The sequence below is a fragment of the Streptomyces coeruleoprunus genome, assembly GCF_039542925.1.
In the GTDB taxonomy this organism is placed as follows: domain Bacteria; phylum Actinomycetota; class Actinomycetes; order Streptomycetales; family Streptomycetaceae; genus Streptomyces; species Streptomyces coeruleoprunus.
Genome location: NZ_BAABIT010000001.1, coordinates 329,176 through 351,797 on the forward strand (window position 1 = coordinate 329,176; position 22,622 = coordinate 351,797).

19 protein-coding genes are annotated in these 22,622 nt (G+C 74.2%); 8 read left to right on the forward strand and 11 right to left on the reverse strand.

Going from position 1 to position 22,622, the window contains the following annotated elements; genetic code table 11:
• Nucleotides 1-33: 33 nt before the first annotated feature.
• The 5 genes from ABEB09_RS01590 to ABEB09_RS01610 form a co-directional block, all read right to left on the reverse strand.
• A complete protein-coding gene (locus tag ABEB09_RS01590) occupies nucleotides 34-276 on the reverse strand; it encodes a DUF397 domain-containing protein (RefSeq protein ID WP_345686299.1) in 243 nt (80 codons plus the stop codon).
• Between the two features lie 82 nt (nucleotides 277-358).
• The gene (locus ABEB09_RS01595; protein WP_345686300.1) at nucleotides 359-1,525 is read right to left on the reverse strand and encodes a thiolase domain-containing protein; all 1,167 of its coding nucleotides are present in this window, start codon (nucleotides 1,523-1,525) and stop codon (nucleotides 359-361) included.
• The gene (locus tag ABEB09_RS01600) at nucleotides 1,515-2,576 is read right to left on the reverse strand and encodes a thiolase domain-containing protein (protein ID WP_345686302.1); all 1,062 of its coding nucleotides are present in this window, start codon (nucleotides 2,574-2,576) and stop codon (nucleotides 1,515-1,517) included. The genes ABEB09_RS01595 and ABEB09_RS01600 overlap by 11 nt, the downstream gene beginning before the upstream one ends.
• Nucleotides 2,573-3,517 carry a Zn-ribbon domain-containing OB-fold protein gene (locus ABEB09_RS01605; protein WP_345686304.1) on the reverse strand — a complete coding sequence of 315 codons (945 nt, stop codon included), beginning with the start codon at nucleotides 3,515-3,517 and terminating at the stop codon, nucleotides 2,573-2,575. Before ABEB09_RS01605 ends, ABEB09_RS01600 begins: the two co-directional genes overlap by 4 nt.
• 17 nt (nucleotides 3,518-3,534) lie before the next feature.
• On the reverse strand, nucleotides 3,535-4,347 hold the full coding sequence (locus tag ABEB09_RS01610) for a crotonase/enoyl-CoA hydratase family protein (protein WP_345686306.1): 813 nt from the start codon (nucleotides 4,345-4,347) through the stop codon (nucleotides 3,535-3,537).
• A gap of 174 nt (nucleotides 4,348-4,521) precedes the next feature.
• Here ABEB09_RS01610 and ABEB09_RS01615 point away from each other — a divergent pair, with 174 nt between their 5' ends.
• The 4 genes from ABEB09_RS01615 (at nucleotide 4,522) to ABEB09_RS01630 (ending at nucleotide 10,630) form a co-directional block, all read left to right on the forward strand.
• A complete protein-coding gene (locus ABEB09_RS01615; protein WP_345686308.1) occupies nucleotides 4,522-6,183 on the forward strand; it encodes an acyl-CoA synthetase in 1,662 nt (553 codons plus the stop codon).
• A 63-nt stretch (nucleotides 6,184-6,246) separates the two neighbouring features.
• Complete coding sequence (locus ABEB09_RS01620; protein ID WP_345686309.1) at nucleotides 6,247-6,702, forward strand: SRPBCC family protein; 456 nt, start codon at nucleotides 6,247-6,249, stop codon at nucleotides 6,700-6,702.
• A gap of 133 nt (nucleotides 6,703-6,835) precedes the next feature.
• A complete protein-coding gene (gene paaK, locus ABEB09_RS01625) occupies nucleotides 6,836-8,125 on the forward strand; it encodes a phenylacetate--CoA ligase PaaK (RefSeq protein ID WP_345686311.1) in 1,290 nt (429 codons plus the stop codon).
• 114 nt (nucleotides 8,126-8,239) lie between these two features.
• Nucleotides 8,240-10,630: a penicillin acylase family protein gene (locus tag ABEB09_RS01630; protein ID WP_345686313.1), complete on the forward strand. Its 2,391-nt coding sequence runs from the start codon at nucleotides 8,240-8,242 to the stop codon at nucleotides 10,628-10,630.
• Between the two features lie 22 nt (nucleotides 10,631-10,652).
• On the opposite strand, the gene ABEB09_RS01635 is transcribed toward ABEB09_RS01630, so the two are convergent.
• The 3 genes from ABEB09_RS01635 to ABEB09_RS01645 all read right to left on the reverse strand — a co-directional run bounded on the left by ABEB09_RS01635 (nucleotide 10,653) and on the right by ABEB09_RS01645 (nucleotide 14,586).
• On the reverse strand, nucleotides 10,653-11,789 hold the full coding sequence (locus ABEB09_RS01635) for a calcium:cation antiporter (RefSeq protein WP_345686315.1): 1,137 nt from the start codon (nucleotides 11,787-11,789) through the stop codon (nucleotides 10,653-10,655).
• A 119-nt stretch (nucleotides 11,790-11,908) separates the two neighbouring features.
• Complete coding sequence (locus tag ABEB09_RS01640) at nucleotides 11,909-13,480, reverse strand: acyl-CoA synthetase (RefSeq protein ID WP_345686317.1); 1,572 nt, start codon at nucleotides 13,478-13,480, stop codon at nucleotides 11,909-11,911.
• Complete coding sequence (locus tag ABEB09_RS01645) at nucleotides 13,477-14,586, reverse strand: NAD(P)H-dependent flavin oxidoreductase (protein WP_345686319.1); 1,110 nt, start codon at nucleotides 14,584-14,586, stop codon at nucleotides 13,477-13,479. Before ABEB09_RS01645 ends, ABEB09_RS01640 begins: the two co-directional genes overlap by 4 nt.
• A gap of 158 nt (nucleotides 14,587-14,744) precedes the next feature.
• On the opposite strand from ABEB09_RS01645, the gene ABEB09_RS01650 reads away from it, so the two are divergent.
• From ABEB09_RS01650 to ABEB09_RS01665, 4 genes are all read left to right on the forward strand, one after another.
• Nucleotides 14,745-16,523, forward strand: a complete 1,779-nt coding sequence (locus ABEB09_RS01650; RefSeq protein WP_345686321.1) for a serine hydrolase domain-containing protein — start codon at nucleotides 14,745-14,747, stop codon at nucleotides 16,521-16,523.
• A gap of 115 nt (nucleotides 16,524-16,638) precedes the next feature.
• Nucleotides 16,639-17,523 (forward strand): arylamine N-acetyltransferase family protein, encoded by an 885-nt coding sequence (locus ABEB09_RS01655; protein WP_345686323.1) that lies wholly within the window; start codon nucleotides 16,639-16,641, stop codon nucleotides 17,521-17,523.
• A gap of 28 nt (nucleotides 17,524-17,551) precedes the next feature.
• The gene (locus tag ABEB09_RS01660) at nucleotides 17,552-17,749 is read left to right on the forward strand and encodes an antitoxin (protein WP_345686325.1); all 198 of its coding nucleotides are present in this window, start codon (nucleotides 17,552-17,554) and stop codon (nucleotides 17,747-17,749) included.
• Between the two features lie 211 nt (nucleotides 17,750-17,960).
• Nucleotides 17,961-18,146 (forward strand): hypothetical protein, encoded by a 186-nt coding sequence (locus tag ABEB09_RS01665; protein WP_345686327.1) that lies wholly within the window; start codon nucleotides 17,961-17,963, stop codon nucleotides 18,144-18,146.
• Between the two features lie 114 nt (nucleotides 18,147-18,260).
• On the opposite strand, the gene ABEB09_RS01670 is transcribed toward ABEB09_RS01665, so the two are convergent.
• From ABEB09_RS01670 to ABEB09_RS01680, 3 genes are all read right to left on the reverse strand, one after another.
• Nucleotides 18,261-20,597, reverse strand: coding sequence for a serine/threonine-protein kinase (locus ABEB09_RS01670; protein WP_345686329.1), 2,337 nt, complete (start codon nucleotides 20,595-20,597; stop codon nucleotides 18,261-18,263).
• 330 nt (nucleotides 20,598-20,927) lie between these two features.
• Nucleotides 20,928-21,236: a DUF6191 domain-containing protein gene (locus ABEB09_RS01675; RefSeq protein ID WP_345686331.1), complete on the reverse strand. Its 309-nt coding sequence runs from the start codon at nucleotides 21,234-21,236 to the stop codon at nucleotides 20,928-20,930.
• Between the two features lie 67 nt (nucleotides 21,237-21,303).
• Complete coding sequence (locus tag ABEB09_RS01680) at nucleotides 21,304-22,500, reverse strand: acyl-CoA dehydrogenase family protein (protein ID WP_345686333.1); 1,197 nt, start codon at nucleotides 22,498-22,500, stop codon at nucleotides 21,304-21,306.
• Nucleotides 22,501-22,622 lie beyond the last annotated feature (122 nt).

The following is a 22,622-nucleotide window of genomic DNA, read 5'->3' on the forward strand; positions in this document are numbered from 1 at the left end:
CCGCTACGGTAACCCGGGCGCGCGGGCGGGCCCTCAGGTGAGGTCGAACTCGCCCTCGCGGGCGTTGCGGACGAAGGCGCGCCACTCGGCGGGGCTGAAGACGACGGAGGGGCCGCCGGGGCTGGCGCCGTTGCGCATGGCGATGAACCCCTCGACGAAGGCGATCTGTACGTCGCCCACGCCGTGGCTGCCGGACCGCCATTCCGCCTTGCTGAGGTCGAGGTCCGGTTCCGTCCGCTCGGTGCGGTGCTGCGGGGCGGTGAAGGTCTCGGCCACGGTGGTGCTCCTCCCGGTTGCCGGTTGGCGTCGGCGCTCAGCGTAGCCACGGCGACCGGTCGCGCACAGGGTGCGAACGGCTTCAGCGGGTGGGCGGCTCGGCTCCGACCAGCCACATCGCGAAGAACTGGGCGCCGCCGCCGTAGGCGTGTCCCAGGGCGCGGCGGGCGCCGGGCACCTGGTGGTCGCCAGCGCGGCCGCGGACCTGGAGGGCGGCTTCGGCGAAGCGGAGCATGCCGGAGGCGCCGATGGGGTTGGTGGACAGCACGCCGCCGGACGGGTTGACGGGCAGGTCGCCGTCGAGGGCGGTGACGCCGGCCTCGGTGAGCTTCCAGCCCTCGCCCTCGGCGGCGAAGCCCAGGTTCTCCAGCCACATCGGCTCGTACCAGGAGAACGGGACGTACATCTCGACGGCGTCGATCTCGCGGCGCGGGTCGGTGATGCCGGCCTGCCGGTAGACGGCGGCGGCGCAGTCGCGGCCGGCGCGCGGGGAGACGTAGTCCTTGCCGGCGAACATGGTCGGTTCGCTGCGCATGGCGCCGCCGTGCACCCAGGCCGGGGGGTGCGGGGCGCGGGCGGCCCCGGCGCGGCCGGTGAGGACCATGGCGCAGGCACCGTCGGAGGAGGGGCAGGTCTCGGAGTAGCGGATGGGGTCCCACAGCATCGGCGACGCCTGGACCTGTTCCAGGGTGAGGTCGTGCTCGTGGAGGTGGGCGTAGGGGTTCCTGAGGGCGTTGCGGCGGTCCTTGTACGCGACGAGGGAGCCGATCGTCCCGGGGGCGCCGGTGCGGCGCATGTAGGCGCGCACGTGCGGGGCGAAGAAGCCGCCGGCGCCGGCGAGGAGGGGTTGCTGGAAGGGGACGGGCAGGGAGAGGCCCCACATGGCGTTGGACTCGGACTGCTTCTCGAAGGCGACCGTGAGGACGGTGGCGTGGACGCGGGCCGCGACGAGGCCGGCGGCGACGAGGGCGGTGGAGCCGCCGACGGAGCCCGCGGTGTGGACGCGCAGCACGGGTTTGCCGGTGGCGCCGAGGGCGTCGGCGAGGTAGAGCTCGGGCATCATCACGCCCTCGAAGAAGTCGGGGGCCTTGCCGATGACGACGGCGTCGACGTCGGCCCAGGTGAGGGCGGCGTCGGTGAGGGCACGCAGGGCGGCCTCGCGGACGAGTCCGGCGAGGGAGACGTCGCGGCGGGCGGTGGTGTGTTCGGTCTGGCCGATGCCGACGACGGCGACGGGCTCACCGGTCACGGGGCTCTCCTTCGAGGACGGCGACCAGGTTCTGCTGGAGGCAGGGGCCGGAGGTGGCGTGGGCGAGGGCCCGGTCGGAGGCGCCGCGGTGGATGCGGGCGGCGGCCTCGCCGAGGCGGATGAGGCCGGCGGCCATGACGGGGTTGGCGGCGAGGGGGCCGCCGGAGGGGTTGATCCTCACGTCGTCCCCGAGGGACAGCGCCTTGCGCAGGACGACTTCCTGCGCGGTGAACGGCGCGTGCAGTTCGGCGGTGTCCACGGGCCGGTCGAAGGCTCCGGCGCGGGTGGCGGCGAGCCGGGTGGAGGGCGAGTCCGTGAGGTCGCGCACGCCGAGGGCGTGCGGCTCGACGCGGTGGTCCATGCCGCGGATCCAGGCGGGCCGGTCGCAGAGCGCGCGGGCCGTGTCGCCGGCGGCGAGGATCACGGCGGCGGCGCCGTCGCCGACGGGCGCGCAGTCCCCGGTGCGCAGCGGCCGGACGACGTAGTCGCCCTGCGGGCGGGCGCCGGGGAGCTGGGCGAAGGGGTTGGCGGTGGCGTTGTCGCGGTTGCGGGCGGCGATCGCGGCGAGGTCCCGCTCGTCGGTGTCGCCCGCGTCGAGGAGGGCCTGGGCCTGGAGGGCGGCGAGGGCGACGGAGTCGGGCCATAGCGGGGCGAGGTAGTACGGGTCGAGCTGGCGGGTGAGGACGTCGCGCAGCGGGCCGGGCGAGGACTTGCCGTACCCGTAGACGAGGGCGGTGTCGGCCTCGCCGGTGAGGATCTTCACCCATGCCTCGTACAGGGCCCAGGCGCCGTCCTGTTCGACGTGGGACTCGGCGATGGGCGGCCAGGCGCCGACGCCGTCGAGGGCCATGGTGAAGGAGAAGGGCCGGCCGGCGAGGTAGTCGGAGGAGCCGGAGCAGGTGAAGCCGATGTCGGAGGTCTTCAGGCCGGTCCGCGCCAGCACCTCGTGGAGCACGGGCATGAGCATCTCGACCTCGGACAGCTCCTCCGTGCGGGCCCGGTGCCGGGTCTGGGCGAAGGCGACGATCGCGACGTCCCGGTGCGCCGTCACAGCAGCTCCTTGTAGGTGTCGTAGTCGGCGTCGGGTTCGCCGGTGGGCTGGTAGTGGTCGGGGTGGCGGCCGTCGTCGCTCCACACGGGTTCGACGCGCAGGCCCATGCGGACCTGGTCGTACGGGATGCCGGCGATGCGGCCGTGCAGGGCGAGTCCGGCGCCGTCGAGGGCGATGTGGGCGTAGACGTAGGGCACCTCGATGTCGAGGTTCTTCGCCTTGATGTTGACGACGCAGAAGGTGGTGACCGTGCCGCGGGGGCCGACCTCGACGCGGTCGGTGGTGGCGACGCCGCAGGTGGGGCAGGCGCCGCGGGGCGGCACGTACACCTTGGCGCAGGAGGGGCAGCGTTCGCCGACGGTGCGGCGTTCGGCGAGGGCCCGCAGATACGCGCTCTGGGCGCGGCCGGGGGTGTACGTGTAGTCGAGGCGGGCGGGGGCGACGATGCCGGTGACGGGGTTCCCGAACACGCCGTCGTGCGGGCGGACTTCGTGGGCGGCCTCGCCGTCGTACGGTTCGAGGCAGGCGATGTCGGTGATGGCGCCGGTCCGTTCGGCGGCCCAGCGGATCCGTACCCGCATGCCGGTGCGGACGGCGTCGGGTCCCGGCGCGTCGAGCGCGTGCAGGAGGGCCGTGTCGGCGCCGTCGAGCCGCACCAGGGCCCAGGCGAAGGGGGTGTCCAGGGGCTGGCCGGGGCGCGGGGCCGGGTTCCAGGCCCAGGTGGTGACGGTGCCGGTGGGGGCCACCTCGACGAGGTCGCGCAGTTCCTCGGCGGTGTGCGGGTCGTACTCGACGGGCGGGACGAGTATCCGGCCGTCGCCGGTCCGGACGCCGAGGACGGTGCGCTCGCGCAGGCCGGTGAGGAAGGCGGACTGGACGGGGCCGAGGGAGCGGGTGAAGGGGAACTCTACGACGAGCGGGGCCTTGAGGACGTCGGACACTGTGCTCACTCCTGGGGTCAGGCCCTGCGGTAGACGGGCGGTCGCTTCTCGGCGAAGGCGCGGGCGCCCTCCTTGGCGTCGGCCGTGTCGAAGACGGGCCGGCCCCGGGCGAGTTCGGCGGCGAGGCCTTCGGTCTCGGTCATGCCGGCGGTCTCGTACACGGACGCCTTGACGGCCTCGACGGCGAGCGGGCCGCACGCGTTGATCCGCTCGGCGATGGCGAGCGCCGCGTCGAGGGCGGTGCCGTCGGGGACGACGTGGCCGACGAGTCCGATGCTGGCGGCCTCGGCGGCCGTGTAGGGCCGGCCGGTGAGCAGCATCTCCAGGGCGTGGGTGCGGGGGATCTGGCGCGGGAGGCGGACGGTGGAGCCGCCGATGGGGAACAGCCCCCGGCGGACCTCGAAGAGGCCGAAGACGGCGGATTCGGCGGCGACGCGGATGTCGGTGCCCTGGAGGATCTCGGTGCCGCCGGCGACGCAGGGGCCCTCGACGGCCGCGATGACGGGCTTGCGGGGGCGGTGGTGGCGGAGCATCGCCTTCCAGTGCAGGTCGGGGTCGGCCTTGAGGCGGGCGCGGTGTTCCTCGCCCGTCATGCCGTCGCCGGCGAGGGACTTGAGGTCCATGCCGGAGCAGAAGCAGCCGCCGGCGCCGGTGAGGACGACGGAGCGGACGGAGTCGTCGGCGTCGGCGGCGAGCCAGCCGTCGTGGAGGCCGACGAGCATGGCGAGGGAGAGGGCGTTCCTCGCCTCGGGCCTGTTGAGGGTGAGGATCAGTGTGGCGCCGTGGCGCCGTACGGTGAGGTGTTCGGTGCCGCCGTCGTCCTGGGTCATCTCGGGCCTCCCGTCTCGGATCCGGTACAGGGTGCAGGAGGCGGGGTGGCAGTTCAATAGTTTTCTGACTGCCAGTCAGATTCTTTGGCGGCGGGCCTTCCCTGTTGTGCGCGGCGGCGCTCTAATGACCGCCCGGTGTCCGCCGGACCGGCCGCAGCGGGTGGAGGAGGAGCGGTGGAGTACAACCTTGCCGACCTGTTCGAGTCCGTCGTGGACGTGGTGCCGGACCGGGAGGCCCTGGTCCACCTCGACCACCCGGGGACGGGGGCCGAACGCCGGCTGACGTACGCACGGCTCGACGCCGCGGCGAACCGCGTCGGCCACCATCTGCTGGACGCGGGGATCGGGCCCGGGGAGCACGTGGGGCTGCACCTGTACAACGGGGTGGAGTACCTGCAGACCGTGCTGGGGTGCCTGAAGGCGCGGATCGTGCCGGTGAACGTCAACTACCGGTACGTCGAGGACGAGCTGGCGTACCTCTACCGGGACGCGGACCTCGTGGGTCTCGTCTTCGACGCGGAGTTCTCGGCGCGGGTCGCGGCGGCGGCGCCACGGGCGGGGCGCCTGCGGCACCTGGTGCGGGTGGGGACACCGCAACCGGACGGCGTGCGGGAGCCGGACTGCGTGGCGTTCACGGACGCGGAGGCGGCCGGGTCGCCGGAGCGGGGCTTCCCGGCACGCTCGGCGGACGACCTGTTCATCATCTACACCGGCGGCACGACGGGGATGCCCAAGGGCGTGATGTGGCGGCAGGAGGACCTGTTCTTCGCGGGGCTCGGCGGCGGCGCGCCGACCGGGGAGCCGGTCGGGCGGCCCGAGGAGCTGGCCGAGCGGGTCGCGGCGGGCGGCGACGGGATCACCTTCTTCCCCACTCCCCCGCTGATGCACGGCACGTCCACGCTGACCGCGTTCATCGGCTTCCACTTCGGGCAGCGGGTCGTGCTGCACCGGGGGTTCGCGCCGCGCGAGGTGCTGCGGACCGTGGAACGGGAACGCGTGACGAGCGTGTCCCTGGTCGGCGACGCGATGCTGCGGCCGCTGATCGACGCGCTGAACGGGCCGCTGAAGGGGACGGACCTGTCCTCGCTGTTCAGCGTGTCGTCGTCCGGGGCCGTCCTGTCGGACGCGGTGCGCGCCGAGTTCACGGCGCTGGCCCCGCACGTGACGCTGCTCAACAACTTCGGCTCGTCGGAGTCCGGGTTCAACGGGACCGCCACGGACGACGCGGGCGCGGGCAGCCGCTTCCGGCTGCGCGTGAACGCGCGGACGCGCGTCGTGGACCCCGTCACGCACGCGCCGGTCGCCGTGGGCGAGCCGGGCCGGCTCGCCCAGCGGGGCCATGTGCCGCTCGGCTACTACAACGACCCGGCGAAGACCGCGGAGACGTTCTTCCGCAAGGACGGCGAGCGGTGGGTGCTGCTCGGCGACATGGCGACGGTCGACGAGGACGGTGTGGTCACCGTGCTGGGCCGGGGTTCGCAGTGCATCAACACGGGCGGCGAGAAGGTGTACCCGGAGGAGGTCGAGCAGGCGCTGAAGGCGCACCCCGACGTGTACGACGCGCTGGTCGCGGGCGTGCCCGACGCGGTGTGGGGGCACCGGGTGGCCGCGGTGGTGCAGCTGCGGGAGGGCGCGGCCCCGCTGTCGCTGGGCGAGGTGCAGGGGCACTGCCGGGTGCGGCTCGCCGGGTACAAGGTGCCGCGGCAGCTGGTCGTCACGGACCGCATCCGCCGGTCACCGAGCGGCAAGGCCGACTACCGGTGGGCGCGGGCGGTGGCGGCCGGCGGGGGTACGGCGGACGGCCCGGCCGGCTTCCGGGGACCGCCCCCGGGCTGATCCCTTGCACGGCGCCCCGGGCGGGGCGACCCTGTGGGTAAGGACCCTGCAAAGGGGGACACCATGTCCGCCATCAAGGAATCCATCGTGATCGACCGGCCTCCCGACGAGGTCTTCGCCTACGCCACGGACCCCTCGCACATCCCCGAGTGGCAGGGGAGCGCGGTCGAGGCCCACCTGGTCGGCGACGCGCCGCCGGGCGTCGGCTCCCGCGTCTCGGTGACCCGGCGTGTGGGGCGCCGCACCATGCCGATGACCATGGAGTACACCGAGTTCGACCCGCCGAGGAGCTGGCGGGTGGACGGCATCGACGGCCCGGTCCGCGGCCACGTCCACGGCACGGTCGAGCCGCTGGAGGGCGGCAGGCGCTCGCGCCTGACCCTGGACCTCGACTTCGAGTCCCACGGTCTGGGCAAGGTGCTCGTACCGCTGGTCGTGCGCCCCCAGGTCCGCAAGGAGATGCCGAAGAACGAGCAGCGGCTGAAGGACCTGCTGGAGGGCGGCACCACCACCGCATAGCCGCACACCGTTCCCCGCACCCGGGTTTTCCGGCGCGGGGCTTGCCTCCCCTGGCCCGTCCCGGGTAACTGGTCGGACGACGGCCTGAACGAATGGTCGGTCGACCGGTTGCCGCGGGACGGGAGAGGCGCACATGACGACGGATCTGCTCGACGCCGGGGAGCGGCTGGGCCGCGCCGAGCTGGCGGAGCTGCAGCTGCAGCGGCTGCGGGCGACGCTGCGGCACGCGTACGACAACGTGCCGTTCTACCGGCGGTCCTTCGACGAGGCGGGGGCGCGGCCCGAGGACTGCCGGTCGCTCGCGGACCTCGCGCGGTTCCCGTTCACGGCGAAGGCGGATCTGCGGGAGCAGTACCCGTTCGGGATGTTCGCCGTGGACCGGTCGCGGGTGCGGCGGATCCACGCGTCCAGCGGGACGACGGGGCGGCCCACCGTCGTGGGGTACACGGAGCGGGACCTGGACACGTGGGCGGACGTGGTGGCGCGGTCGATCCGCGCGGCCGGCGGGAGGCCCGGCCACATCGTCCATGTGGCGTACGGGTACGGCCTGTTCACGGGCGGGCTCGGGGCGCACTACGGGGCGGAGCGGCTGGGCTGCACGGTGGTGCCCGCGTCGGGCGGGATGACGGCACGCCAGGTGCAGCTGATCCAGGACTTCCGGCCCGAGATCATCATGGTGACGCCCTCGTACATGCTCACGCTGCTCGACGAGTTCGAGCGGCAGGGCGTCGACCCGCGGTCCACGTCGCTGAAGGCCGGCATCTTCGGGGCCGAGCCGTGGACGGAGGCGATGCGGCGGGAGATCGAGGAGCGGTTCGCGATCGACGCGGTCGACATCTACGGCCTGTCGGAGGTCATCGGGCCCGGTGTGGCGCAGGAGTGCGTGGAGACCAAGGACGGGCTGCACATCTGGGAGGACCACTTCTACCCGGAGGTCGTCGACCCGGTGACGGGCGAGGAGCTGCCGGACGGGGAGCGGGGCGAGCTGGTGTTCACCTCGCTCACCAAGGAGGCGATGCCGGTGGTGCGGTACCGGACGCGGGACCTGACGCGGCTGCTGCCGGGGACGGCGCGGGCGTTCCGGCGCATGGAGAAGGTGACGGGGCGCTGCGACGACATGGTGATCCTGCGGGGGGTGAACCTGTTCCCGACGCAGATCGAGGAGATCGTGCTGCGGACACCTGGCCTGGCGCCGCACTTCCAGCTGCGGCTGACGCGGGAGGGGCGGCTCGACGCGCTGACCGTGCGGGTCGAGGCGCGGGCCGACGCCGGGGCGGGGCGGCGGGAGGAGGCGGCGCGGGAGGTCGCCGCGGCCGTCAAGGACGGGATCGGGGTGAGCGTGGGCGTGGAGGTGGTGGACCCGGAGACGCTGGAGCGGTCGGTGGGGAAGATCAAGCGGATCGTGGACCTGCGGGCGGGGTGAGCGGTGGGGCCCACGTGGCCGGTCGTCGCTCGTTCCCCGGGGGGATGACAGCCGCGGCCGGGAGTGGGTGCATGGAGCAACTGGCTTCGTTTCCAGTCCTGTTGGGAGGCAATCATGCTCTTCCGCACCTCTCCGAGACGTCTGGTGGCGGCCGCGGTCCTCGTGGTCGCCGCGGCCGCCGCGTCGCTTCCGGCCGCGGCGGCCGGTCCGTCGGCCAGGTCGTCGGCCGGGGCCTCGCGCCCCTCGGCGGGCGGCCTGTCGGCGACCATCCGGTACACCGAGTACAGCATCCCGCACATCGTGGCGGAGGACTACGCCGGTCTGGGGTTCGGCACCGGCTGGGCGCAGGCCGCCGACCAGGTGTGCGTCCTCGCGGACGGGTTCCTGACCGTACGGGGTGAGCGGTCCCGCCACCTCGGCGCGGACGCGGCGCCGGACGGGTCGTTGTCGTCGGCCACCACGAACCTCTCCAGCGACCTGTACTTCGGCGGTGTGCGGGACGCGCATACGGTGGAGGGGCTGCTGGCCCGGCCGGCGCCGGGCGGTCCCGGCCACGAGCAGAAGGAGCTGATGCGGGGCTGGGCCGCGGGGTACAACGCCTGGCTGCGGCAGAACCGGGTGACGGACCCGGCGTGCGCGGGCGCCGCCTGGGTGCGCCCGGTGAGCGCGCTCGACGTGGCCCGCCGTGCGCACGCCCTGGCGTTGACGGGCGGCCAGGGGCGGGTCGCGGACGCCATCACGGCCGATCAGCCGCCCGGTGGCGCGCCGCCGGGCGCGGCGGCCGACCCCGAGGCCCTGGCGCGGGCCGTCCGGAAGCTGTTCGACCCGCAGACCTCGCCGATGGCCTCCAACGCCGTCGCGTTCTCCGGCGCCACCACCGCGAACGGCCGCGGTCTGCTGCTGGGCAACCCGCACTACCCCTGGCACGGCGGCGGCCGTTTCTGGCAGTCGCAGCAGACCGTCCCCGGCGAGCTGAACGTCCAGGGCGCCGCCCTGCTGGGCGCGCCGCTCGTCCAGATCGGCTTCACCGACAAGGTGGCCTGGAGCCACACGGTGGCGACCGGCGTCCCTCTGAACCTCCACGAGCTGACCCTCGCCCCGGGCGACCCCACCGCCTACCTGGTGGACGGCCGGATCCGGCGGATGACGCCGCGGACCGTGACCGTGCCGGTCGCGGGCGGCCCACCGGTGACACGGACTCAGTGGTGGACCCGGTACGGGCCGGTCGTCACCTCGTTCGGCGGCGAATCGCTGCCGTGGACGCCCACGACCGCGTACGCGGTCAACGACCCGAACGCCGGGAACCTCCGCCTCACCGACACCGGGCTCGGCCTCGCCAAGGCCCGCTCGACGCGCGAGGTCGCGGACGCGCTGCGCCGTACGCAGGGCCTGCCGTGGGTCAACACCGTGGCCGCGGACCGGGCCGGCGGCACGCTGTTCGCGCAGGCGCAGGTGCTGCCGCGCATCACGGACGAGCTGGCCGGACGGTGTTCGACGCCGCTGGGCCGGGTGCTGTACCCGAGAACCGGGGTGGCGGTGCTCGACGGGTCGCGCGAGCGGTGCGGCCTCGGCACGGACCCGGACGCGGTGCAGGCCGGCATCATGGGCCCGGCGCGGATGCCGGTACTCCGGGACGCGCCGTACGCGGTGAACGCCAACGACAGCGCCTGGCTGACCAACGCCGACCGGCCGCTGACCGGGTACGAGCGGGTGTTCGGCACCGTCGGGACGGAGCGGTCGCTGCGGACCCGGGGCGCTCTGGAGGACGTGGCGGCGATGGCGGGCCGGGGCGGGCTGACCGTGGCCGACCTCCAGCGCCAGCAGTTCGCGAACCGGGTCCCGGCCGGCGACCTGACGGCCGACGACGTGGTGCGGGCCTGCCCGGTGCTGCTGCCGGACGACCCGCGGGCGTGCGCGGCGCTGCGGGGCTGGGACCGGAAGACGGACACGGGCAGCCGGGGCGCGCTGCTCTTCGACCGGTTCTGGGACAGGGTGCTGCGCCAGGTGCCGGTGACCGACCGCTGGAAGGTCCCGTTCTCGGCGTCCGATCCGGTCGGGACGCCGCGCGCCCCGAACACCTCGGCGCCCGGTGTCGCCACGGCGCTGCGCGGGGCGGTGGCGGAGCTGCGGGCGGCGGGGATCCCGCTGGACGCGCCGCTGGGCGCGCACCAGTTCGTGGTGCGCGGCGGGCAGCGCATCCCGGTGCACGGCGGGGCCCCCGCGCTGGGCGTGTGGAACATGACGGTGCCGGTCTGGGACGCGGCGGGCGGCGGCTACACCGAGGTGCGGCACGGGACGAGCCACGTGCAGGCCGTGGGCTGGGACGACGGCCGGTGCCCGGTGGCGCGGACGCTGCTCGCGTACGGGCAGTCGTCGAACCCGCTGTCGCCGCACCACGCCGACCAGACGCTGCTGTACTCGGAGAAGCGGTGGGTGACCGCCCGGTTCTGCGAGGAGGACATCCTCGGCGACCCGCGGCTCCGGGTGGTCCACGTCCGCGACTGACCGCCGACCGACCGGGGGGCCTTCAGGGGCTGAACGAGAGGAACACGAACGCGGCGAACAGCACCAGGTGGACGCCGCTCTGCAGGAGTGTGGCGCGGCCCGGCACCACGGTCAGGGCGCTCACCACGGCGGTGAGCGCCAGCAGCACCAGGTGCACGGCGCCCAGCCCCAGCACGAGGGGCCCCGACAGCCACACGGAGGCGAGCGCGATCGCCGGCACGGTCAGCCCGATGCTGGCGATCGCGGAGCCGTACGCCAGGTTGAGGCTGGTCTGGACGCGGTGACCGCGCGCGGCGCGCAGCGCGGCCAGGGTCTCCGGGAGCAGCACCATCAGGGCGATGACCACGCCGACGACGGGCGTGGGCAGGCCGGCGGTCTCGACGCCCGACTCGATCGTCGGCGAGACGAGCTTGGCGAGGCCCACCACGGCGACCAGGGCGACGAGGAGCAGGCCCAGGCTCCACCACGTGGCGGTGCGGGTGGGCGGCGGGGCGTGGGAGGAGGTGTCGGCGGCCTCGCCGCCCGTGGTGACGGGCAGGAAGTAGTCGCGGTGACGGACCGTCTGCACCGTGACGAACAGCCCGTACAGGCTGAGCGAGGCGACCGCGGCGAAGACCAGCTGCGCCCCGGTGAACTCCGGGCCGGGATGGCCGGTGGTGAACGTGGGCAGGACCAGCGTCGTCGTGGCGAGCAGGGTCACGGTGGCGAGCGCCCCGCCGGAGCCCTCGGCGTTGAACACGGCGACGCGGCCGCGGCGGAAGGTCGCGACGAGCAGGGACAGGCCGACGATGCCGTTGCACGTGATCATCACGGCGGCGAAGACGGTGTCCCGCGCGTAGGTGGCGGCCTTGTCGCCGCCGCCCGCCATCAGCATGACGATGAGGCCGACCTCGATGACCGTCACGGCGACGGCGAGCACGAGCGAGCCGAACGGCTCGCCCACCCGGTGGGCGACGACCTCCGCGTGGTGGACGGCCGACAGGACGGCGCCGGCGAGGCAGAGTCCGACGACGGCGACGAGCGGGCCGGGCGGGGTGCGGCCCCAGCCGAGGGCGAGGACGGCCACGGCGACGACGGGGACCCAGGTGGTCGGCTCCCGGAGGGGGTGCGGGGTGCGCGTGCCGGCGCGTACGCCGTCGTCGTCCGTCCGCCTGGTCATGCGGCCACGCTGCCAGAGCGTCGCGGGCGCCGCACGCCGAGGTGTGTGGCGCGTGTGAGCGGCGCCGTCGGGCCCGGGCCGGCGTCGCGGGCCCACAGCGGGCGACGGCGCGACAGCGGTCACATCGGGCGGTCGTGGCCCTCCCAGTACGGGGCTCGCAGGTGGCGTTTGTAGAGCTTGCCGTTGGGGTCGCGGGGCATCGTGGGGACGAAGTCGACGGTCCTGGGGCGCTTGTAGCCGGCGAGGTGCCGGGCGCAGTGGTCGAGGAGGGCGGCGGCGAGTGCGGCGTCGGGGGCGTGGCCGTCGGCGGGTTCGACGACGGCCTTGACCTCCTCGCCCCGGTCGGGGTGCGGGATGCCGAAGACGGCGGCGTCGGCGACCGCGGGGTGGGCGAGCAGCGCGGCCTCAATCTCGGCGGGGTAGATGTTGACGCCGCCGGAGATGATCAGGTCGATCTTGCGGTCGCGCAGGAAGAGGTAGCCGTCCTCGTCGAGGAAGCCGAGGTCGCCGACGGTGAAGAAGTCGCCGACGCGGTTCGCACGGGTCTTGGTGTCGTCCTTGTGGTAGCGGAAGCCGCCGGTGGTCATGCGCATGTACACCGTGCCGAGGGCGCCGGGCGGCAGGCGGTTGCCGTCGTCGTCGAGGACGGCGAGTTCGCTGATGGGCCAGGCGCGGCCCACGGTGCCGGGCTTCTCGAGCCAGTCCTCGGCGGTGGCGAAGGCGCCGCCGCCCTCGCTGGCGGCGTAGTACTCCTCGACGCACCGCCCCCACCAGTCGATCATGGCGCGCTTGATGTGGTCGGGGCAGGGCGCGGCGCCGTGGACGGCGTGGCGCATCGAGCTCACGTCGTACCGCTCCCTGATCTCGGCGGGGAGGGCGAGGAGGCGGTGGAACTGGGTGGGGACCATGTGCGTGTGGGTGCAGCGGTGGGCCTCGATGAGACGCAGCATCCCCTCGGGGGTCCATTTGTCCATGAGGACCAGGGGGTGCCCGATGTGCAGGGCGGCGGCCGCGAACTGGAGGACGGCGGTGTGGTAGAGCGGCGAGCAGACGAGGTGGACGTTGCCGTCGAAGGGCCGGATGCCGAAGATGCCCAGGAAGCCGCCGAGGTGCGCCTCCTCGGGGGGCTTTCCGGGCAGGGGGCGGCGGATGCCGCGGGGGCGCCCGGTGGTGCCGGAGGTGTAGTTCATGACCCAGCCGAGGGTGCGGTCGGCGGGCGGTGAGGAGGGGCGGCCGTCGAGGAGTCCGGGGTACGGGCGGAAGCCGTCGGCCCGGCCGACCGCGTAGCGCAGGTCCCCGGGCAGGCCGGCCTCGTCGGCGGCGGCGCGGGCGGCGTCGGCGAACCGTTCGTGGGCGATGAGGACCTTGGCACCCGAGTCGGCGACGATCCAGGCGATCTCCGGGGCGACGAGGTGGTGGTTGACGGGGACGAGGTAGAGCCCGGCCTGGGTGGCGGCGAGGTACGCGGTGATCAGCTCGGGTCCGTTGGGCAGGACGACGGCGAAGGCGTCGCCCCGTTCCAGGCCGGCGGCGCGCAGGGCGTGGACCAGGCGGTTGGCGTCCCCGTGCAGGCGCCCGGCGGTCCACCGCCCGCCGTCGGGCGCGGTGAGGACGGTGCGGCCGGGGTCGGCGGCGGCCTGGGCCCAGAAGCCGTTGGGGGCGGTGTCCGGGCGCGGTGCGTCGTGGGTCATGTGCCGTTCCTTCCGGCGATGCGGGTGATCCGGTCGACGGCCCGTTCGAAGCCGCGGGTCAGGTCGTCGAAGACCTCCTGGACGCTGCGTTCGGAGGTCATGCGGCCGACGATCTGGCCGACGGGGGTGCCGAGCAGGGGTTCCGCCCCGTACTTCTGGATCCGGGTGAGCGCCTCGGCCACGAGCAGACCCTGGAGGGGCATGGGCAGGGTGCCGGGCCCCTCGGGGTCGTCCCAGGCGTCGGTCCACGCGGTGCGCAGCTGGCGGGCCGGTTTGCCGGTCAGGGCGCGGGAGCGGACGGTGTCGCCGGAGCCGGCGGCGAGGAGCTTGCGGGTCAGGGCGCGGGAGTGGAGCGCGGCCTCCGTGGTGGTGAGCCACACGGAGCCGAGCCAGACGCCCTGGGCTCCGAGGGCGAGCCCGGCGGCGATCTGTTCGCCGCTGCCGATGCCGCCGGCGGCGAGGACCGGAAGGGGTCCGACGGCCTCGACGACCTCGGGGGTGAGGACCATGGAGGCGATCTCGCCGGTGTGGCCGCCCGCCTCGTACCCCTGGGCGACGACGATGTCGATCCCGGCCTCGGCGTGGCGCTGGGCGTGGCGGGCGCTGCCGGCGAGGGCGGCGACGGGGACGCCGTGCTCGTGGGCGCGGTCGACGACGTCGGCGGGCGGGGCGCCGAGGGCGCTCGCGAGGAGTTTCACGGGGTAGTCGAAGGCGACGTCGAGCTGGCTGCGGGCGACCTGTTCCATCCAGCCGGTGATGCGCCAGCCGGACGGCTCGCCGTCGGCCAGTTCGGGAACGCCGTGCCGGGCGAGGGTGTCCCGGACGAACCGGCGGTGCTCCTCGGGGATCATCGCCTCGACGTCGGCCTCGGTGACCCCCTCGACCTTCCGCGCGGGCATGACGACGTCGACGCCGTAGGGCAGTCCGTCGGTGTGGTCCTGCATCCAGTCGAGGTCGCGGGCGAGGTCACCGGGGTCGGTGTAGCGGACCGCGCCGAGCACGCCGAATCCGCCGGCCCTGGTGATGGCGGCGGCCACGGCGGGGAAGGGCGTGAAGCCGAAGATGGCGTGCGCGGCGCCCAGGGACTTGCTCAGCTCCGTCTCCATGGGCGCAGGATGCCGCAGGGGGGGCGGACGAGGGAAGAGATTTTCTGATGGTGCGTCAGATCAGCTTGTCGGTACGGGTTCTTGACGGCACCGGACGGCGGTAAGAAAGTTTCACGTGTTGCGCGCGGGGTCGAAGGATTCCTTCAGGGAGGGTGGCGATGACGCGGGAGCCGTCGGGCAGAGGGATCGACCGCCGTACGTTCGGCGGTGGGGTGCTGGCACTGGGAGGTGCGCTGGTGATCGGTTCCGTGCCGGGCGCCGCGGCGGCCGCCGACCGGGGCGCCCGGCCCACGCTGCGCCACGGCTCCGCCGAGCGCGCGGGCCTGCTCGCCGGGCACCTGGACCTCCTGGTCGCGGACGCCGAGCGGTTCCTGGGCCCCTCCCCCACGCACCCCTGGTACGCGGGCGCGGTCCTGCTGGCCGGGCGCGGCGGCACCGTGGCGCTGCACCGGCCCATCGGCTACGCGGTGCGCTACGCGGCGTACGACGAGCGCACCGGCACCGGCGTGGAGCTGCCACCGGAGCGGCGGATCCCGATGGCCGGGGACACGGTGTTCGACCTGGCCTCGCTCACCAAGCTCTTCACCTCGATCCTCACCGTGCAGCTGCTCGAACGCGGCCGGCTGGAGCTGGACACCAGGGTGGCGGACCGGCTGCCCGGCTTCGGCGGGGGCGGCAAGCAGGACATCACGGTCCGCCAGCTGCTCACGCACACCTCCGGCCTGCGGGCCTGGCTGCCGCTCTACGAGGAGCCCACCCGGGAGGGCAAGCTGCGCCGGCTGTGGGACGAGGTCCCGGCCGACCCGCCCGGCAGCGTCTACCGCTACTCGGACCTGAACCTCATCGCCCTGCACCTGCTCCTCGAAGAGGTCACGGGACGGCCGCTGGACGTGCTGCTGCGCGAGGAGATCACGGCACCGCTCGGGATGCACCGCACGCGCTTCAACCCGCCCGCCTCCTGGCGCCCCCGGATCGCGGCGACGGAGGACGCCCGCCGGCCCTGGTCGGGGCTCGACCGCGGCATGGTGTGGGGCGAGGTGCACGACGAGAACGCCTTCGGATTCGGCGGGGTCGCGGGCCACGCCGGGGTGTTCTCCTGCGCCTGGGACCTGGCCGTGCTCGCCCGTACGCTGCTGAACGGCGGCGTGTACGGACGGGCCCGCGTCCTGGGCGAGCGGTCCGTGGAGCTGATGTTCACCGACTTCAACACGGACTTCCCCGGCGACGAGCACGGGCTGGGATTCGAGCTGTACCAGCACTGGTACATGGGGGCGATGGCCACGCCGCGCACCGCCGGCCACACCGGCTTCACGGGGACGAGCCTGGTGCTGGACCCGACGACCGACTCGTTCCTGGTGCTGCTCGGCAACTCGGTGCACCCCGTGCGGAGCTGGCGCTCCGGGTCGGCGCCGCGCGTGGCCGCCGCCGACCGCATGGCGCGCGCCGTACCGGTGCGCCCCGCCCACGGCCGGACCGCCTGGTTCGCGGGCATGGCGTCGGCCGCGTCGGCCACCCTCACCCTGCCGGCCGTGGCGCCGGCCACGGAGCGGGCGCGGCTGCGCGCCGCACTGTGGTGGGACACCGAACCGGGCGCGGACGGGCTCCTGCTGGAGGCGTCGGCGGACGGGGGGACGACGTGGAGGCCGGTGCCGTTCGTCACCGTACGGCCCGGCGGTGAGCCGGTGGCGCACCCGTCGGGTGCGGTGACGGGCTGGTCGGGGCGGGTGTGGCACCGGCTGGAGGCGGACCTGGCGGCATGGCGCGGGGCTCCGGTGCGGCTCCGCTGGCGGTACGCCACCGACCGGCGGTACGTGGGGCGCGGGGTGTACGTGGACGGGCTGCGCGTCCTGGACGGCGGGGACGCGCTGTTCGACGAGGCCCGGCCGGCGGACGCCGCGCGGATCGAGGCGAACGGCTGGACCAGGTCGCCCAACTGAGCAACCCGGACGTCCAACGGACCCTCTTACCAGGAGGATTGGGGCGTCGCCACCCCGGGACCGATCCCCACCCCGGGTGATCTCCGCCCGAAGGGGGTGGTTAGGGTGAACGACCATGATTCCAGAAGGATTTGCGGGATATCTGGCCCGGCTCGGCATGACCCCCTCCGGGACGCCGTCGGTCGAGGAATTGTTCGCGTTGCAGAGCGCGCACCTGGAGCGGGTGCCGTACGAGAACATCGGCATCCAGGTGGGCCGGCCGCCGGGCATCGAGCCGGAGCTGTCCGTGCGCCGGTTCGCGGCGGGGCAGGGCGGCTACTGCTTCCACCTCAACGGCGGCTTCGCCGCGCTGCTGGCGGCGCTCGGGTACGGCGTGACGATGCACGTCGGCGGCGTGCACATGGCCCCGGACGGGCGCGGCGCGAACGGCAACCACATGGCGCTGACCGTGCGGGTCGGGGGCGAGGCCTGGTTCGTCGACGTGGGCCTCGGCGACGGGCCGCACGAGCCGCTGCCGCTGCGGGAGGGCACGTACGAGCGGGGCGCCTTCACGTACCGGCTGGAGCCGTCCGTGACGGAGCCGGGCGGCTGGACGTTCCACCACGACCGTCGCAGCACCTTCCCCATCATGGAGTTCCGCGGCGAGCCCGCCGCACTGGCGGACTTCGCCGACGAGCACGTGCGGCTGTCCACGGCGGAGGACTCGCCGTTCATGACGACGTTCGCCACGCTGCGCCGTGACGACAAGGCCGTGCACCTGCTGCGCGGCAGGGTCCTCACGCGCATGGACGCCGCGGGCGTGAGCGACGAGGAGCTGACCACCGCCGAGGCGTGGTTCGGCACGCTGAGCGGGTTCTTCGGACGCGACCTCGGCGACCTCGACGAGGCGGACCGTACGGCGCTGTGGGACCGCGTGACCAGGGCGCACGAGGAGTGGCTGCGGTCCCGCGAGGCCGCCCCGGATGCGGACCCGGCGACGGGCGGCGAAACTGAGGGGTAGGGGGTCACCTGTCGAGGAGGAAGACCCTATGTCCGTGATGGACAAGCTCAAGCAGATGCTCAAGGGCCACGAGGACAAGGCCGGCCAGGGCATCGACAAGTCCGGCGACTTCGTCGACGAAAAGACGCAGGGCAAGTACAGCGGCCAGGTCGACACGGCGCAGGAGAAGCTCAGAGGCCAACTGGGCCAGGATCGCGATCCGGGGCAGGAACCGCCGCAGCGCTGACCTTCCCCGCCCTCCACCCGTCCCCGGCGGGCCGTGACACCACGGCCCGCCGGGGACCGCTGCGCGTGTCACGGGGCGACCGGTGCCGCGTACGCGGCGCTGCCCGGCACCACCCGGTCGTACGTCTCGACGTGCGGCCCGGTGGCGGCTGGTGAAGAGTCGAGCCGAGTCCCCGAACCCCAACGGGTCCCCCAACTCGAAGGAGACAAACATGCTTCGGCGCATCTCGATCGCTCTGGCCGGCCTGCTCGCCGTCGGCCTCTTCGCCGCCGCACCCGCGTCCGCCGACGGCGGCCACAAGAAGGACGTGCACGGCTGCTGGGGCGCGGGCGGTCACGTCGCCGCCGGCGACGTCCACGTGGCGGGCGGCGAAGGATACTGCTGGCACGTGGGCTGACCGGCCGCGGTCGACGCCGTTCCGGGTGGGCGCCCCCGCTGGCGGGGTGTCCACCCGGAACGCCTTCCGGGTGCGGGACGGTCCGCGGCCGCGTGCCGGGGGCCGGCCGGGGGGTCAGGAGCCGCCCGTGGAGCGGCGCTCGCGCAACGCGGCGACCTGGCGGTACAGCTCGACGGCCTCGGTGTGCCGGCCGAGCTGCTCCAGGCACTGCGCCTCGTCGTTGCGGCTGGCCAGCGTGTCGGGGTGGTCCGGGCCGAGCACCCGTTCCCGGGCGCGGGCGACCCGCTGGTAGACGGCCAGGGCATCGGACCAGCGGCCCAGCCAGCCCAGCCCCACGGCCACCTCGCGGCAGCTGACCAGCGTGTCCGGGTGGTCGGGGCCGAGGACCCGCTCACGGATCGCGCCGACCTCCCGGGCCTCGGCGACGGCCTCCTCCCAGCGGGCGAGCCGCCCCAGGTTGACGCCGAGCCCGTGGCGGGCCCGCAGGGTCTCGGCGTCGTCGGGGCCGTGCACCCGGGTGCGGGCGGCGACCAGGTCGCGGTACAGCTCCAGCGCCTCGTGGCTGCGGCCGAGGCGGCCGAGGCTGATGCCGACCTCGTAGCGGGCGGCGAGGGTGTCGGGGTGGTCGGGGCCCAGCGCGCGCGTCCGGGCGGCGGCGACCTCGTGGTAGGTGCGCAGGGCCTCCGTCCAGCGGCCCAGCTGGCCGAGCGTGTAGGCCACTTCGTACAGCGTGACGAGGGTGTCCGGGTGGTCGGGGCCCAGCAGCCGGGCGCGGGACCCGGCCACATCGTGCGCCATCCGGTACGACTCCTCCAGGCGGCCCAGCCTGCTGAGCGTGAACGCCAGGTTGTGGCGGCAGCGCAGGGTGTCCGGGTGGTCGGGGCCCATGGTGCGCTCGCGGGCGGCGAGCACCGAGGCGTACACCTGGTGGGCCTCGAAGTGGCGGCCGAGCCGGCCGAGGACGTACGCCATCTCCTGACGGGCCGTGAGGGTGTCCGGGTGGTCGGGGCCCAGCACCCGGGCGCGCCCTTCGGAGACCCGGCCGAACTCGCGCAGCGCGTCGGCGGCGCGGCCGGTGCGGCTGAGGGTGAAGCCGACCTCGTAGCGGCTCGCGAGGGTGTCGGGGTGGTCGGGGCCCAGGGCGTGTTCGCGCTCGGCGGCGACGGCGCGGTGGACCTCGCCCGCCTCCTCCCAGCGGCCGAGGCGGCCCAGGCTGAGACCGGCGCTGTGCCGGCCGGCGAGGACGGCGAGCAGTTCGGGCGAGGGCGTGGGGCGTTCCCGGGAGGGCGGCGGCGGAGTGAAGGCCAGGACCACGGAGGGCGGGGCGGTGGCGGTGGCCGTGGTCCACTCGCCGGTCAGGCCGGCGGCCGGGTCGGGGGCGGGCACGGCGGTGCGCGGGCCGGCCGTGCCCACGGCCCTGCGGCCGCTGGTCATCGAGCGGGTCCAGGCGGGGAGATGGCCGACGGGCGCGGACGTGTAGGGGGGTTGCGGCTGGGGCGGGAGGGCGTGGAGGTAGGGGGCGTGGTGCCCTGTCAGGTGCCCGGTGCCGGGGGTGGTGAGCGAGCCGTTGGAGCCGGCGAGCGGGCCGGCCGGGGTGAGGACGTGGCGGGCGCCGGTGATGCGGCGGCGCAGGTCGTCGGCGTCGGCGGGGCGCTGCTCGGGCGCCTTGGCCAGCAGGTCGAGGACGATCCGCTCGAAGGTCGCGGGCAGTTCGGCACGGTGGTGGCGCAGCGGCTCGGGCGGGGTGTCGCGGTGGCCGACGAGCACGGCCCAGGCGTCGTCCTGGTCGAAGGGCGGGACGCCGGTGGCGATCTCGTACAGGACGCAGCCGAGCGAGTAGAGGTCGCTGCGGTGGTCGACATGGCCGCCGCTGATCTGCTCGGGCGACATGTAGTGCGGGGTGCCCATGGCGATGCCGGTGCCGGTGAGGCGGGAGGTGAAGCCGATGTCGGCGCCCAGGCGCGCTATCCCGAAGTCGCAGATCTTCACCGCGCCGTCGGACAGGCGCATGATGTTCGCCGGTTTGAGGTCGCGGTGGACGATGCCCTGGCGGTGCGTGTAGGCGAGGGCGTCGGCGACCTGCTCGGCGATGTCGACGACGTCGTGCACGGGCAGCGGATGGTGCTTGTTGTCCTCCAGGAGCTGGCTGAGGTTGCGGCCCTCCAGCAACTCCATCACCAGGAACAGGGTGCCGTCGGACTCGCCGAAGTCGTGGACGACGGTGACGCCGCGGTGCTGGAGGGAGGCGGCGACGCGGGCCTCGCGGCGGAACCGCTCGCGCAGGACCCGCACGAAGTTCGGGTCGTGCTGCGGGCCCAGCGGTTTGAGGCACTTGACGGCGACCCCCCGGCCGAGCGACTCGTCCGTGGCCCGCCACACCTCGCCCATGCCGCCGCGCCCGATCACCTCCAGCAGCCGGTAACGGCCGTGGATCAGCCTGGTGTCCCCCATCGTGTGCTGTCGCCCCCGTCGTTCCGTGCGCGCCCTCCCGGCCGTTCCCGGCCCGTCCAGTATGGCGCCCTGTCTGCGGAGTTTGTACGGGGCCGGACGGGTGTCGGGCGCGAGCCCGGCCATGGCTTCCGGGACGCGCCCGCACACCGGCGGCCGACGGAGCGGGCGGGGCGGCGGCGCAGCCGGTTGCCTGCGGCTATCACCTGGCGCGTCACGGCCCTGTGGAACGGGCGGGCCCGCCGTACGGCGCGAGGGGGCGGGCGGTGGTACGCGGACGGATCCACGCGCCGCCGGAACGGCCCGCGCGCCGGGGCGCGGGTGGCGACCTGCCTACGACAACCGGATGACCGCGACCCCGTCGTCCAGGTTCACGGTCGTCCGGTTCGGCGGCGCCCCGTCCTCCTCGTCGTCCCGCATCACGAGCGCCGACTGCCGCTCCCGGAGCTCGTTCTGCTTCCCTGGCGAGAAACTCGCGTGGAGCTGCTCGAACCCTGTCGCCGATATCTGGCCCTGCCGCACACTGTTGCGCCATGGCAGGAGCCCCGCCCGCCCGGCACGGAGCAGCAGCTGGTCGGCGAAGGCGACGACGGTCAGCAGGATGACCAGTCCGGGCAGGGTCATGAAGACGACGAATTCCATGCCCCGAGTATCGGCCCTTCGAGCCGCCCGCGGCAGGGCCCACGAGCGTCGGCCGAGCGCACCGGCGTCACCGCCGTACGCGGGGCATGCCCAGGCCGATCCAGGAGATGATCTCGCGCTGGATCTCGTTGTTGCCGCCGCCGAAGGTGAAGATCACGGCGGAGCGGTAGCCGCGTTCGAGTTCGCCGTGGAGGACGGCGCCGGCCGAACCGCCCTTCAGGGGGCCCGCCGCGCCGACGACCTCCATGAGCCAGGCGTAGGCGTCGCGGCGGGCCTCGGAGCCGTAGACCTTGACGGCGGAGGCGTCCTGGGGCGTGAGGGTGCCGGCCTCGACGGCGTGGACCATGCGCCAGTTGAGGAGCTTCATGGCGTCGAGCCTGGTGTGGGCGAGGGCGAGGCGGCGGCGGACCCAGCCGAGGTCGATGACGCGGCGGCCGTCGGCGAGTTTCGTGGCGGCGGCCCAGCGCCGTACGTCGTGCAGGGCGCGCACGGCCATGGTGCCGTGGGCGGCGAGGGTGACGCGCTCGTGGTTGAGCTGGTGCGTGATCAGCCGCCAGCCCTGGTTCTCGGCGCCGACGCGGTGGGAGACGGGGACGCGCACGTTCTCGTAGTAACTGGCGGTGGTGTCGTGGCCGGCGAGGGTGTGGATGAGGGTGCAGGAGTAGCCGGGGTCGGTGGTCGGGACGAGCAGCATGGTGATGCCCTTGTGGGGCGGGACGCCCGCCTCGACGGGGGTGGTGCGCACGGCCAGCCAGACCCAGTCGGCGGTGTCGCCGTTGGTCGTCCAGATCTTCTGGCCGTTGACGACGTACGTGTCGCCCTCGCGGACGGCGCGGGTGCGCAGCGAGGCGAGGTCGGTGCCGGCGTCGGGCTCGCTGTAGCCGATGGCGAAGTCGATCTCGCCGGAGAGGATGCGGGGCAGGAAGTACGTCTTCTGCTCGTCCGTGCCGTAGCGCATGATCGTGGGGCCCACGGTGTTGAGGGCCATCAGGGGCAGCGGGACGCCGGCCTGGGCGGCCTCGTCGAAGAAGATGAACTGTTCCATGGGCGTCAGCCCGCGGCCGCCGTACTCCTCGGGCCAGCCGACGCCGAGCCAGCGGTCGGCGCCGAGGCGGCGGACGGTGTCGCGGTAGAACCGCTTGCGCGTGGCGTGGTCGGCGGCGTCGGGCCCGTCCGGGGCACCGGGGCCGGGGACGAGGGTGGCGAAGTAGGCGCGAAGTTCGCTGCGCAACCGCTGCTGCTCCGGCGTGTATTCGAGGTGCACGGCCCCTCCAGGCGTCTCGTCCCGCGGCGTCGGCGACTCCAGCTCCTGCGGCGGCGCACAGAGTAGAACGTGTTGCAGTAAGGGGGAAGGGGAACGACGGGCCCCGACCCGTGCACGGGGAC